Origin of the sequence: Spirulina subsalsa FACHB-351 (genome assembly GCF_026130165.1) — a bacterium.
In the GTDB taxonomy this organism is placed as follows: Bacteria; Cyanobacteriota; Cyanobacteriia; order Cyanobacteriales; family Spirulinaceae; genus Spirulina_A; species Spirulina_A subsalsa_A.
In genome coordinates this window covers 35,110-47,378 of the sequence record NZ_JAIHOM010000031.1, presented here as the reverse complement: position 1 = coordinate 47,378, position 12,269 = coordinate 35,110, and the positions used below count along the sequence as shown (strand labels likewise).

At 46.9% G+C, this 12,269-nt stretch carries 15 protein-coding genes and 1 pseudogene; 8 read left to right on the top strand and 8 right to left on the bottom strand.

The window, feature by feature from the left end; all coding sequences use genetic code 11:
- The coding region (locus K4A83_RS23115) for a helix-turn-helix domain-containing protein (protein WP_407809884.1) at nt 1–166 on the bottom strand (166 nt) is incomplete at its 3' end.
- Nucleotides 167–203: 37 nt separating this feature from the next.
- Between K4A83_RS23115 and K4A83_RS08215 the strand changes: the two are divergent.
- Together K4A83_RS08215 and K4A83_RS08210 are read left to right on the top strand one after the other, a co-directional pair.
- Nucleotides 204–383, top strand: a pseudogene (locus K4A83_RS08215) (transposase); the annotation flags it as partial.
- A gap of 117 nt (nt 384–500) precedes the next feature.
- Nucleotides 501–1,199: a Uma2 family endonuclease gene (locus K4A83_RS08210; RefSeq protein ID WP_265263995.1), complete on the top strand. Its 699-nt coding sequence runs from the start codon at nt 501–503 to the stop codon at nt 1,197–1,199.
- Between the two features lie 115 nt (nt 1,200–1,314).
- Here K4A83_RS08210 and nuoK read toward each other — a convergent pair whose 3' ends face one another.
- From nuoK to nuoH, 4 genes are all read right to left on the bottom strand, one after another.
- Complete coding sequence (gene nuoK, locus K4A83_RS08205; protein WP_017305904.1) at nt 1,315–1,626, bottom strand: NADH-quinone oxidoreductase subunit NuoK; 312 nt, start codon at nt 1,624–1,626, stop codon at nt 1,315–1,317.
- Between the two features lie 79 nt (nt 1,627–1,705).
- Nucleotides 1,706–2,299, bottom strand: coding sequence for an NADH-quinone oxidoreductase subunit J (locus K4A83_RS08200; RefSeq protein WP_265263994.1), 594 nt, complete (start codon nt 2,297–2,299; stop codon nt 1,706–1,708).
- A gap of 62 nt (nt 2,300–2,361) precedes the next feature.
- The gene (gene ndhI, locus K4A83_RS08195; protein ID WP_265263993.1) at nt 2,362–2,958 is read right to left on the bottom strand and encodes an NAD(P)H-quinone oxidoreductase subunit I; all 597 of its coding nucleotides are present in this window, start codon (nt 2,956–2,958) and stop codon (nt 2,362–2,364) included.
- Nucleotides 2,959–3,003: 45 nt separating this feature from the next.
- Nucleotides 3,004–4,122, bottom strand: coding sequence for an NADH-quinone oxidoreductase subunit NuoH (gene nuoH / locus K4A83_RS08190; protein ID WP_265263991.1), 1,119 nt, complete (start codon nt 4,120–4,122; stop codon nt 3,004–3,006).
- Between the two features lie 509 nt (nt 4,123–4,631).
- Here nuoH and K4A83_RS08185 point away from each other — a divergent pair.
- Complete coding sequence (locus tag K4A83_RS08185; protein ID WP_265263990.1) at nt 4,632–6,560, top strand: AMP-dependent synthetase/ligase; 1,929 nt, start codon at nt 4,632–4,634, stop codon at nt 6,558–6,560.
- Between the two features lie 63 nt (nt 6,561–6,623).
- A complete protein-coding gene (locus K4A83_RS08180) occupies nt 6,624–7,073 on the top strand; it encodes a YlqD family protein (RefSeq protein WP_265263989.1) in 450 nt (149 codons plus the stop codon).
- 40 nt (nt 7,074–7,113) lie between these two features.
- Here the strand turns inward: K4A83_RS08180 and K4A83_RS08175 are convergent, their stop codons facing one another.
- A complete protein-coding gene (locus K4A83_RS08175; protein WP_265263988.1) occupies nt 7,114–8,712 on the bottom strand; it encodes a B12-binding domain-containing radical SAM protein in 1,599 nt (532 codons plus the stop codon).
- A 295-nt stretch (nt 8,713–9,007) separates the two neighbouring features.
- Here K4A83_RS08175 and K4A83_RS08170 point away from each other — a divergent pair, with 295 nt between their 5' ends.
- Nucleotides 9,008–9,397: a response regulator gene (locus tag K4A83_RS08170; protein WP_265263987.1), complete on the top strand. Its 390-nt coding sequence runs from the start codon at nt 9,008–9,010 to the stop codon at nt 9,395–9,397.
- A 213-nt stretch (nt 9,398–9,610) separates the two neighbouring features.
- Here the strand turns inward: K4A83_RS08170 and K4A83_RS08165 are convergent, their stop codons facing one another.
- Nucleotides 9,611–9,790 carry a hypothetical protein gene (locus K4A83_RS08165; protein WP_265263986.1) on the bottom strand — a complete coding sequence of 60 codons (180 nt, stop codon included), beginning with the start codon at nt 9,788–9,790 and terminating at the stop codon, nt 9,611–9,613.
- Nucleotides 9,791–10,363: 573 nt separating this feature from the next.
- Between K4A83_RS08165 and K4A83_RS08160 the strand changes: the two genes are divergently transcribed.
- Entirely contained in the window at nt 10,364–10,573 is a 210-nt protein-coding gene (locus K4A83_RS08160) for a hypothetical protein (RefSeq protein WP_265263985.1), read from the top strand.
- A gap of 87 nt (nt 10,574–10,660) precedes the next feature.
- A complete protein-coding gene (locus K4A83_RS08155) occupies nt 10,661–10,858 on the top strand; it encodes a DUF2949 domain-containing protein (RefSeq protein WP_265263984.1) in 198 nt (65 codons plus the stop codon).
- Nucleotides 10,859–10,875: 17 nt separating this feature from the next.
- Here K4A83_RS08155 and K4A83_RS08150 read toward each other — a convergent pair whose 3' ends face one another.
- Complete coding sequence (locus K4A83_RS08150; protein ID WP_265263982.1) at nt 10,876–11,676, bottom strand: creatininase family protein; 801 nt, start codon at nt 11,674–11,676, stop codon at nt 10,876–10,878.
- Nucleotides 11,677–11,894: 218 nt separating this feature from the next.
- On the opposite strand from K4A83_RS08150, the gene K4A83_RS08145 reads away from it, so the two are divergent.
- A partial coding sequence (locus K4A83_RS08145; RefSeq protein ID WP_265263981.1) for an Rpn family recombination-promoting nuclease/putative transposase occupies nt 11,895–12,269 on the top strand: 375 nt, incomplete at its 3' end.

The following is a 12,269-nucleotide window of genomic DNA, read 5'->3' as shown; positions in this document are numbered from 1 at the left end:
ACTGAGTGAGCAGAGCTGAGAGTTGGTTAAAGCTAATCGCTTTACCAGATGCCTTGCAAAGCGCAAGAGCATCATTCCAGACCACACGAACACAACCAAACAATTGAGCTAATCTCTTTTGTTGTTGATCTGTCGGGTAAAATCTGTATTGATATCTAGCTTTCATGGCTTGTGCTAAGATGGGTCTGTATATCTATTGTATTATATCCCAGGTAGTTAATACTTTGAAAGGAGTCTCAAGCCGCAAGTATGGTCAAGCTGGTTATCCTAAGACCTATGGCAAAGATGCCCTATGGATTCCTAGCTACTTTGTTTCTTCTATTGGCGGCGCTCCCTTGGAAGTGCTTAAACAGTACATCCAAAACCAAGAAAAGCCGCCCTAGAAGGGCGGGGTTTTAAACCCATTTTTCTGACCAAGAAAAGCCGCCCTAGAAGGGCGGGGTTTTAAACCCATTTTTCTGATAAAGCTGAATCTGTTACCTAGGGGAAACAACAGCGTAATGGTTCAAACACCCGTCAGCCACTTAGACCTCTATCCCGATTCCGATGGTCAGCCCATGGCAGAAAATACCATCCAATACCGTTGGATTGTCCGCCTCGTGAGCAACTTAAAACGCCTCTTTGCCGGACAAAATGTTTTTGTCGCTGGGGATTTACTCTGGTATCCCGTCCAAGTCCAAGCCCCCCCCGTACCTGCCCAAGCGCCCGACGCTATGGTAGTTTTCGGTCGCCCCCCCGGAGATCGAGGCAGTTATAAACAATGGCAAGAGGATGATATTGCCCCTCAAGTGGTCTTTGAGATTCTCTCCCCCAGTAATACCCGGCGCGAGATATTCGCCAAGCAGACCTTTTATCAACAGTATGGGGTGTTAGAGATGTTTTTTTATGACCCCGATTCCCGAGATTTTTGGGGATTTGTGCGGGAAACTCCAGAACAGGAATTTTCCCTGATTACCCCCCTTAATCTGCCTTGGACTTCTCCCCTGTTACAGATTCGCTTTGACTTAGGGGGGGATGAGTTAAGGGTTTTTCATCCTAATGGCGAGCCTTTTCAAGACCCAGAAGAGGTGATGGCAGAACGGGAGCGGATACAACGGGATTTAGAACAAGTACAGCAGAATCTCGAACAAATGCAGCAGGAACGCGATCGCGCCCTAGCCAAATTGCGAGAATTAGGCATCGATCCCAACGAACTTTAATCACTGTGCCGGGAATTCTCCATCCCCTTATAGGTCGAGTAATCCAGAATCTACTCCAAACACAAGGGACGCTCATCAGAACGTCCCCCTTCCTATCAAAACTCGTTCGTTTAACCTACCACTTCAACAGATTAAACTGCTCCATATCAATCGTGTCACGGTTGCGGTAAATCGCCAAAATAATCGCCAAACCCACCGCCGCCTCAGCCGCCGCCACCGTAATCACAAACACCGTAAACACCTGTCCCTTAATCTCCACAGGGTCTAAAAAATTAGAAAACCCCATGAGATTCAAATTCACAGCATTGAGCAACAACTCCACAGACATCAACACCCGAACCGCATTCCGACTGGTGACTAGCCCATAAATTCCAATGCAAAATAACGCCGCCCCCAGTAACAAAAAATATTCTAACTGTAATTCCATTACGACTCCTCAATATTCATTTAGACCCTAGGGGCAATTTCTGAATCACCCCCACCACAATTTACGATTAACTACCCGATTAACTGCCCGATAACTCACGAGGGCGTTCCGGCAAGGTTAAAGCCGTTTCCACCTCAGTCGTTGTGGCCTTCCGTTCCGGGATAAAGTCACGACGGGCGAGAATAATAGCCCCCACCATCGCCATTAACAACAACACCGAAGCCAACTCAAACGGCAAGAGAAAATCACTAAAGAAATGCTTCCCAATTTGGATAATCGTACTACTAGCGTTCACCGTAGTAGTATCCACCGCCCAAGGAGTCGCCAACACCATCGTACTGAGCAACGCCAATAAACCGACACAAACTAACGCCGTCGCCCCTTGACGAATCCAACGATTGCGTACCGGTTTAAACTCTTCTTTCTTGTTCACCAACATAATGGCAAACAAAATCAACACATTGACCGCCCCCACATAAATCAAAATTTGGGCAGCCGCCACAAAATCAGCATTCAACAGGATATATAACCCCGAAATGCTCATAAATACACCGCCCAGCAAAAACGCCGAGTAAACAATCTGATTGAGGAGGACAACCCCCAACGCCGCCCCTAGCATCATCACAGCCAAGATGCCAAAGGAAACAATCTGAACACCTTCCGCTAAATTCACGCTTTTCTGTTCTCCTTCCTGCCATTAATACTTACGTTCTTTCGTCACAGCTAAAGCCTCACCTACTCAGAAGCCCCTGCCTTCATCGCCTCCATAATCTCTTCAGGACGCTGGCCCGCCCGTTGGGACTCGGGGGGTAAATCATGGGGGTCATCGACTCCTTTGGGCAAATAGGCAAACTCCCGTAAAGGTGTCACCATCGGGTCATCCGTCACCTTGTAAGGCAAACGCCCCAAAGCGACGTTATCATAATTCAACTCGTGACGGTCAAAGGAAGCTAACTCATACTCCTCCGTCATAGATAAACAGTTGGTGGGGCAATATTCAACACAATTCCCACAGAAGATACAAACCCCAAAATCAATACTGTAGTGATTGAGTTTTTTCTTCTTGGTTTCTTTATTAAATTCCCAATCCACCACCGGGAGATTAATCGGGCAAACCCGCACACAAACCTCACAAGCAATACATTTGTCAAACTCAAAATGGATGCGACCTCGATAACGTTCTGAGGGGATGAGTTTCTCGTAAGGATACTGCACCGTCACCGGACGGCGCTGCATATGGTCAAAGGTAACAGATAGACCTTGACCGATATATTTAGCCGCTTGTACGGTTTCTTTGGCATAGTCGCCAACTTGTTTGAGGAACTTAAACATAATTAGCCTCTGTATTCTCCAAATTGTAAGGACTTATGCCTCATTTTAGCCCCCGAAGGCGATGGGGAAAGCCAGTTTCAGGCCGGCCGTTAGGAGTAAATTCACTAAGGCCACAGGCAGTAAAAACTTCCAGCCGAGGTTTAACAGTTGGTCAATACGGACGCGGGGTAGTGTCCAACGGAGTAAAACGGCGATAAAGACGAGGAAATAAGCCTTAAGAACCGTCATAATGATGCCCAAGGAGGCTGTCACTACTTGTAACCAAGGGGTTGTTTCACTAATGCCTAACCAGCCTGCGAGGGAGTCTAGGGGAATGGGGAATTCCCAACCACCGAGGTAGAGGATAGCGACAATCAGGGCCGATAACACGAGGTTAATATAAGACCCCACATAGAACAGGGCAAAGCGCATCCCCGCGTATTCGGTTTGATACCCGGCGACTAATTCCTCTTCGGCTTCGGGTAAGTCAAAGGGTAAACGTTCACATTCGGCGAGGGCGGCAATCCAGAAAATCAGGAAGCCGACAGGTTGCCGCCACACATTCCAGCCCAAAATCCCGTAGCCGGATTGTTGCTGCACGATGTCAATGGTGCTTAAGCTGTTGGACATCATGGCTACGGCCAAGACGGCTAAGGCGAGGGGGATTTCATAACTAATGGATTGGGCGGCGGCGCGCAATCCCCCTAAGAGGGAGTATTTATTGTTGGAGGCATAGCCGGACATTAATAGGCCGATGGGGGCAATACTGGAGAGGGAAATCCAGAGGAAAATCCCTACATTGAGGTCGGTAATTAAGAGATTTTGTCCAAACGGCACAATGAGGAAGGACAAAATCACCGGGATTACGACTAATACTGGCCCCAGGGTGAACAGCCAATTGTCAGCTTGGGCGGGAACAATATCTTCTTTAAATACCAGTTTTAGACCGTCGGCAACGGGTTGTAGGACTCCGAGTGGGCCGGCAAATTCTGGGCCGATACGCTGCTGGGCGGCGGCGGAGATTTTCCGTTCTAGCCATACGCTAACGAGGACTCCAACTACTGCCCCAATGACCATTAATACCATGGGCAGGGGAAGCCAGAAGATTTTGGCGATTTCTGGGGGAATCCCCAGCTGTTGGAGGGATTGTATAAAACTTCCTTGTAGGTCAATTCCTGAATTCATCGATTTTGAGTCACTTTAAGGGCATTGGGGGCTGGGTCAGGGAGGGTATGATGCCTAAACCAGCCAAAACGGGTTATTTCAGTTTGTTATCAGCGAATCAGTCTTTAGTATATCGTTCAATGTTTCCCTATCTGGTAGGGGGAGGGGAGAAAATCTACTTCTAGGGGTACGGTTGCTTAAGAAAGCAGGGGAGCAGGGGAGCAGGGGAACAGGGGAACAGGGGAGCAGGGGAGCAGGGGAGCGGGGGAGTCGGGAGTCGGGGAATTAAGAATTATTCCCTATTACCTATTCCCTATTCCCTTGTTGAGTCTAGCGTTGGGCTTTTTCAGCAGACCCTCAATAATGCTCGTCCTGTTGTGGGTGGGATAGTTCGCTTTCTGTCCACTGGAGAAAAAAGAACTCTCAACAGAGGATAGACTTAAAAAATCAATGGCTGATCGGGTTTCTAGATAGCCTACCCGTGAAACAGTCCTATTCTAAACGTCAACTTTCAGTGAGGTTTAAATCCTATGAATAATGCACTAGGCAACGGATCTGCTTCTTTGGACTATTCAAGGTTACAAGGGTTGAGTGAACTGTGGCCGATTTTGGTGGAAAACTATGGTGAAATTATTGCGCTTCATGACCCCCATAGTAAACCGGAGGTGATTTTAACCTATGCCCAACTCTATGAAAAAATTAAGCGGTTTGCGGCGGGGCTGCAAGGGTTGGGGGTGAAAGCTAATGATAAGGTGGCTTTGTTTGCGGATAACAGTCCCCGGTGGTTGATTGCGGATCAGGGGATTCTGTTGGTGGGGGCGGCGAATGCGGTGCGTTCGTCTCAGGCGGAACGGCAGGAGTTGCTGTATATTTTCGAGCATAGTGATAGTACCAGTTTGGTGGTGCAGGATTTAGCGACTTTGGAGAAATTACAGCCGGAACTGGCGGATTTATCGGTGCAGTTTGTGGTGTTGTTGTCGGATGAAACGCCTCCGGCGGAGAGTCCTTTTAAGATTGTCAATTTTGCTCAGTGTTTGGTGGTGGGGGAGGAGACGACCTTAAAACCTACGACCCAAACGCTGGATATGTTGGCGACGTTGATTTATACGTCGGGGACGACGGGACGACCCAAGGGGGTGATGTTAACTCATGGGAATTTTCTGCATCAGGTGAATGGGGCGGCGACGGTGGTTCAACCGCAACCGGGCGATCGCGCTTTAAGCATTCTCCCCAGTTGGCATTCCTATGAGCGCAGTGTAGAGTATTTTCTGCTCTCTCGGGCTTGTACCCAAATCTATACCAGTATTCGCACGTTTAAGAAGGATATCACTCAGTTTAAGCCCCATTTTATGGTGGGGGTGCCTCGTCTGTGGGAATCGATTTATGAGGGGGTGCAGAAGTCGTTCCGGGAACAACCCCCGAGTAAACAACGGTTGATTCACTTTTTCCTCGGGGTGTCTCAAAGCTATGTCCAAGCGCGACGGATTGCCCAAAATATGAGTCTCGAAGACCCTAACCCCAGTGGTTCTCAACGCTTCCTAGCACGCCTCAAAGCCCTTAGTTTAACCCCCCTCCACTTGTTAGGTCATAAAATTGTCTACACGAAGATTCGGGCGGCTACGGGAGGCTGTGTGAAGGCGTTTATTAGTGGGGGTGGGTCTTTAGCTCGTCATATTGATGCCTTTTTTGAATTGCTGGATATTCCGGTGTTAGTGGGCTATGGTCTAACGGAAACCTCGCCTATTGCTACAGTACGCCGTCCTCATAATAATCTGCGGGGGTCTTCGGGTTTAACTCTGCCTTACACGGAAATCCGCATTGTAGACCCCACGACGCGCCAAACTTTGCCCAACCAAACTCAAGGGCTGGTTTTGATTCGAGGCCCCCAAGTGATGAGGGGATACTATAAAAATCCTGAAGCGACGGCGAAGGCGATTGATCCTGAAGGATGGTTTGATAGTGGGGATTTGGGCATGATTAGTCACGGCAATCAACTGGTTTTGACCGGACGGGCTAAAGATACCATTGTTTTGAGTAATGGGGAAAATATCGAACCCCAACCCATTGAGGATGCTTGTATTTGCAGCGCCTATATTGATCAGATGATGTTGGTTGGACAGGATCAAAAGATGCTGGGAGCGCTGATTGTGCCGAATTTTGACGCACTGCAAAAGTGGGTCACGGAAGAGGGGTTAGGGTTGACCTTACCCCTACCGGGAGATTCTGCAAGGCAAGACCTAGATCATCCGAAAATTGTGGATTTGTTCCGGCAAGAACTCAATCAACGGGTGAAAGAGCGTCCGGGCTACCGACCGGATGATCGGGTTGGGGTGTTCCGTCTGATTACCCAACCGTTCACAATGGACAATGGTCAATTGACTCAAACGTTAAAAATGCGTCGTCCTGTGATCGCGGAACAGTATCGCGATATGATCGACGGGATGTTTGAACGGAGTTGATGGGCGATCGCTTCCCATTTTCGACGACGAATCTACAACGAGCAGAGTAAGGAAACAAGATTGATGGATGAGAATAAACCGCAACTAATGTTAAAACGTCCGATTAACCTGAAGGTGGTTGTGACTCCTCGTTGGAAGGAGGAAATGCAGCAACAGCTACAAGCCCAAACCAGTCAACTGGATCGCCAGTTACAAGAAATTGATATGCAGGGGCAACGGGCGATTTCAGAAATCCAAAAACAGGGGATTACGTTGACTAATCCCCAAGCCCTCCAACAAATTGAGGCGATTCAGAACCAAGTCAATCAAAAGAAAAATGAGTTTCAGCAGCGCAAAAATCAGTTACTCCAACAATTGGATCAACTGTCTGCTCTGGAGTTGGAACAAGAGGTGCATCAAGGACAGATGGAAAGCTTTTTCCATGTCCAAGTCGGGGATAATCTCGTGCGCAAGTTGAATGTAGAAATTTTGGTGCGGGATGGTGTCGTCGAAGAAATTAGGGGCGACGTTTAGCTCAATTTGTCATCAATTGTCAATCATTAATTATCAATTATCAATTCATAGCTTCTTGAAGATGCTTAATCAAGGTGGACTGAGGGAGTGGCCCAGCGAGGTGTTGCCAAGGTAGCACTTGCTGGGTGTCCCAGTTTTGATGGACATAAAATTCTAAGGGGGGAAGTTGTCCTTTGAGTTGTTTAAAGGCTCGTTTATAACTGCCTAAAGAGTCGCCATAGTGACGAGTTAATTCTAAGAGGGGGGTAATTCTGCGATCGCCTCGGGAAATCAAAGCCTGAATTACTGACCAATTATAGCTTTCTGGTCGGAAATCAATACCGTGCGATCGCAATTGTTTCTGTAAATACTGTAACCGCTTCTTGCTCTCACCATTCACCCCCAACCATTGAAACGGAGTATGGGATTTAGGCACAAAGGTACTACAACCTAGGGTTAAACGCAACCCCGGCACCCCCTGTTTAATCTCCTTTAACATCTGCACCGTTGCCTCAATATCCTCCTCCCCTTCCCCCGGAATCCCCACCATGCCATAAAGTTTGAGTGCTTTTAATCCCCCCGCTTTGGCATTTTCCGCCGCTTGCAATATCTCCTCATTCGCTAATTTTTTATTAATAATTCGCCGCACCCGTTCTGAACCACTTTCGACGGCAATGGTAATCGAACGACTATCATGTTGGCTCAAAATTTGTGCTAGTTTTTCTGTCACCGTGTTTGTACGAACCGAGGAAATACTGAGACGAACATCCTCATATTTAGGTTGATTAATATAATCTAAAAGGGCTTCAAACTCGGGATGTTGTGTCACCGATGCCCCCAACAAACCCAAACGATTTGTTACGTTTAATCCCCGTTCAATAGCCGGAATTAAAGACCCTTCAACACTCGCTGTTCTAAAGGGTAACGTTAAATAACTGGCTAAACAAAAACGGCACATTTCCGGGCAACTTCGCACCACTTCCACCATATAGATATTTTCCCATGCCGCCTTTTCTGTCACCACCGTAGAAGCAGATAACGTATTCCCGCGATAGGTTTGTTTTTGAATAGTGCCAGGAATTCCCGATATTTTCGGCTTAATCTCTTCAATTCCAGAGGTTATATCCTGATAAACTACCTCATACAAACTGGGAATATAGACCCCCGGAACTTGTGCCAGAGCGCGTAACTTTTCCCCACGGGGGGCATTTCTCACCATTTTATAATGGTCGAGAAACTGGTCTAATAAATCCTCCCCATCCCCCAATAAAATTACATCAAAAAACGCGGCAAAGGGTTCTGGATTAGCCGTTAGAACAGGCCCCCCACCAAAAACGAGGGGATGGTATTCTGTTCGTTCCTCCCCATGAGCGGGAATATCGAGGGATTCCAACAAATTTAAAATATTAATATAATCCAGTTCCCAAGATAGAGAAAAACCTAATAATTCTGGTTCTCGGGGTAATGTTTCCTGAATATCCGTAAATAAACGACTCACCTGCACATCAGACCGCAGTGCTAAGGTAGACCACACCACCTGATACCCTAAACTGGTAATTCCCACACTATATTCATTGGGAAAAGCAAAAATAACCGGGATTCCATCACTTTCCACAGATGCTGGGGTAAATAAAAGTTTTTCAGCGTTCAATATTGTCATGTCAATTCTAGGCTATCTCTTTACTATATTCCCATAATTTCCGATCCTATTTGTCCAGTTCTTCGTCAGCACAATTCAGCATTATGGCAGTTGTCACTGAAACATAAATCTTAATGTTGATCAAAATCACAGTAAAAACACGGATAGATCACAACATAACAGTTGACTACATCACGGTTTCAGCCACCCTAATCGAGTTTAATAATGGCTAGTAATGCCTTATCCTGCGAGAATCAGCGTTTAACGCCCCTCTCCTCTAATCATCTAAACGTCCAAGCGATGTGAATGGGTTCTTATGAGTCAAGTTTTAATTATTGATCAATCTCCTTCCTTCCGGCAAAAGCTTGCCAGTTTATTACAATCCTGTAACTGTAGCGTAGTGGAAGCGGAAGATGGTTTAGAAGCACAAGTTAAGTTTGCTGAACATTTGCCGGATTTAGTCATTACCGATACAATTGTCCCTTCTTTAAATGGTTATCAATTCTGCACTTGGTTAAGAAATCATCCCCATTGGAATCAGGTTCCGGTGGTATTCTGTTCTAATCGAAACACAGAGTTTGATCGGATGTGGGGATTAAAAAAAGGAGCTAATGCTTATGTGGTCAAGTCTGCGATGAGTCAGGAGTTACCCCCTATTCTCGCTATTCTTCTCCGGAGTGGAATGCAGGTAAAGCAAGTGGCTTAAATCAGTAGACATCTCCCATAATCGGGCTGAAACTCCTATTCCACCGCTTCTAAAACAGGGTTTTAGGAGATGTCTAGTGATCAGTAATCAGCCTCTCAGGGGAGCATAGCCCCCTAAGAGGAAGATCACAAACGGAAACATTCAAGTCACCTAGCACTGAGGCACAACTAGAAGCCATAAGAGCAACATTCAGGTGAATTAAATTCAGGTGAATTAATCAGTCACTTTTTTGAATCCATTGAGTTTATCCATCGCCAAGGGTAACGCCAGAATCAACAGTTTGAGAAACCAAGGGGCAAAGAAGAGGCTCAGAAATAAACAGAGCAAGGCAATAAATCCAGCCGTCACTTTGACGATCTCTTCTTGGGTGTTGATATTTAAACAAACTGCCACGGAAGCGATTGATAAACTGATTAGTAAAGGCGCAAGCATCATGTCTAGTTTTACTCTTTCATTAGTTGGAAGGATTTCCAGATGCGGTGCGTTCCTTCGGTCATTGGCCTACTTCCGTCTCCCCGCTATACATTATTAGCTCTAGTATTTTGACTCGATTTGACTCAACATCAGACCAAATTCTGGCTCAATCTACCAATCTAAACTAGACTCTTTTGACTGGGCATTCCCAGATGGAAGTTCCCACATTAGGGTTAGTTGCTCAGGGGCTTGTTTAAGGCTTGATGTTGCAAGTCTTTGATAACTTTAAGTTATGCAGGGAGATGAACGATTTATGTATCCTAATATACAACATATACTCTAGTTGGCGGGATTTGTCAAGTCTCTAAGGATTTATTTTTATGGGGGTTTGCAGGTGATTTTAATCACCATTTTTTGTTGTTCTGATCACTGCTTATCCGTGTTACTTATCACCGTATTTTGCGATCAAATTCACTCCTGACCTTGGGGACTAATCACGTCCGCTCTGGGAAAAATGGGTGATATTAGACTGAGCGTCATCCACTTAAAGCCATGTTGCCTCCAGTCCAACTAATTCCCGGTTCTATTTCCGAAATTTTGGTTGCTGCAAGTGAGACGGGTCAAATCACAACAGCCGATCGTTATGGTTTACTGGCGGCGGTTTGTGAAGAGTCTCTCCCGGAAGAGGATGCGCGGGCGATTAACCGACTCCTGCGGGCTATTCGGAAAGGCAAGATTAAGGTAGTGGATCGGATGTTTTAATCAAGAGCCTTGGGAAACTTTTTGATTGGTTCGATATTCCTTGTTTTAACTCTGTTGAATTAATTACTCCTTACACGGTACAAGCTCATGAAATCATCACTCTTACAAGCTTTAGTTAAATTTTTACAGGATGAACTGGCGATTCCCTCCGAATCTGTGGCGATCGCACTTCGTCGAAATCGGGATGCCAGTGCCGCGCACTGTATCCCCATGATTCTCTGGCAATATGGTTTAGTCACCTTAGACCAACTGGATCTAATTTTCGAGTGGTTAGAAACCGCTTAGGGGATAGTCTTCGCTGCTTATCCCCCCGGTTGTTGAAAGTGATAGACTTCTTGCAGAACCTTCACCCAACTTTGGGCCAAAGATTGCAAAATGCGATCGCCCTTTTCCCGCGTTCCCTTCGTCCCATCTCCCAGTACCCCACTCCGGCTTAACTCCCGCGTCACCCAAGCAAACGGTAAAGCCCCCTCCATACTCAATAGACTCCCCTCCGGCATAGCGGGCGGATACTCACAAACAGCCCTCTCCATACGCACCTGCTCCGGCAAAAGAGACAACATTAAGCTCGTTTCTGCCTCCCCACCATGAATCCCATACTCCAACTCCTTGGCACTGAGTAACTCCCCCGTTGCATTGGGAACCCGCCAAACAAACAAGGGAAACACCAATAAATCGCCATACTCTTGATGCAAGTCCCGGGCTGCAATTTGCATCACTTGAGGTTGTCCCCCGTGGGCATTAAACAACACCAACTTCCGAAACCCTGCCCGGTAAATACTCCCGGCCATCTCCCGAATCACCCCTAACAGCGTTTCTGCCGATAAAGTAATCGTGCCGGGGAAGTGCCAATGCTCATTAGACTTGCCATAATACAACGGCGGCAGGGCATAGACTGGTATATCCGGCCCCAATAAACTCAACGCTCGCCCCAACACCCCCACACTAATCGCCGCATCCACCACCAGAGGCAGATGGGGGCCATGCTGCTCAATCGCTCCCACCGGTTGAACAATGACCACATTTTCCCGATCCTCCATCTGTTCAATTTCCGTCCAAGTGAGATAGGGAAAAAACCTTTCTGGGGGTATAAAACCGTGCATTGTTTCCTCAAAGTTACTGAAAATTTGGGTTTAAAGCCCCGTCCTTTTAGGACAGCTTTTCTAGGGCAGAGAGCATCAACTACAAATTGAAAAACCCCACAGTAACACATCAAAGCGTGGCCGTGGGCGACTCAGCCCAACGGTGAGCGCGGGACAAACTACCTCCTAGTATAATATTCAGGGATTAGCCGAGCTAATTTGTTTTCCACCTACATAATGTGGAAACATCAGAGTTCCTTCCCTCCTTACTCCCCCTCATGAAAACCGACACCATCTTTTACCGCATCTTCAAAGAACTACCCAACACCCTCTTTGACCTGCTAGGACAAGCCCCCACCCCTGATAATCCCTACCGTTTCGAGTCCATCGAAATCAAACAAACCGCCTTTCGCATTGACGGGGTATTCTTCCCCCAAACCATCACCCCTCAAGCCCCCCTCTACTTCACCGAAGTTCAATTTCAAAAAGACCCCAACCTCTACGCCCGTTTGTTTTCCGAACTGTTTCTGTATCTGCGCACCAATCATCCCCAAGCCCCGTGGCGCGCTGTTATCCTGTTTAGAAGTCCTAATATAGAACCCACTCCCCGAGAA

Coding starts and splice junctions, on each gene's coding strand:
- K4A83_RS08180 (WP_265263989.1), top strand. CDS start 6,624: ATGGATGAGAATAAACCGCAACTAATGTTAAAACGTCCGATTAACCTG.
- nuoK (WP_017305904.1), bottom strand. CDS start 1,626: ATGGAATTACAGTTAGAATATTTTTTGTTACTGGGGGCGGCGTTATTT.
- K4A83_RS08155 (WP_265263984.1), top strand. CDS start 10,661: ATGAAATCATCACTCTTACAAGCTTTAGTTAAATTTTTACAGGATGAA.
- K4A83_RS08160 (WP_265263985.1), top strand. CDS start 10,364: ATGTTGCCTCCAGTCCAACTAATTCCCGGTTCTATTTCCGAAATTTTG.
- nuoH (WP_265263991.1), bottom strand. CDS start 4,122: ATGAATTCAGGAATTGACCTACAAGGAAGTTTTATACAATCCCTCCAA.
- K4A83_RS08170 (WP_265263987.1), top strand. CDS start 9,008: ATGAGTCAAGTTTTAATTATTGATCAATCTCCTTCCTTCCGGCAAAAG.
- K4A83_RS08210 (WP_265263995.1), top strand. CDS start 501: ATGGTTCAAACACCCGTCAGCCACTTAGACCTCTATCCCGATTCCGAT.
- K4A83_RS08175 (WP_265263988.1), bottom strand. CDS start 8,712: ATGACAATATTGAACGCTGAAAAACTTTTATTTACCCCAGCATCTGTG.
- K4A83_RS08185 (WP_265263990.1), top strand. CDS start 4,632: ATGAATAATGCACTAGGCAACGGATCTGCTTCTTTGGACTATTCAAGG.
- K4A83_RS08150 (WP_265263982.1), bottom strand. CDS start 11,676: ATGCACGGTTTTATACCCCCAGAAAGGTTTTTTCCCTATCTCACTTGG.
- ndhI (WP_265263993.1), bottom strand. CDS start 2,958: ATGTTTAAGTTCCTCAAACAAGTTGGCGACTATGCCAAAGAAACCGTA.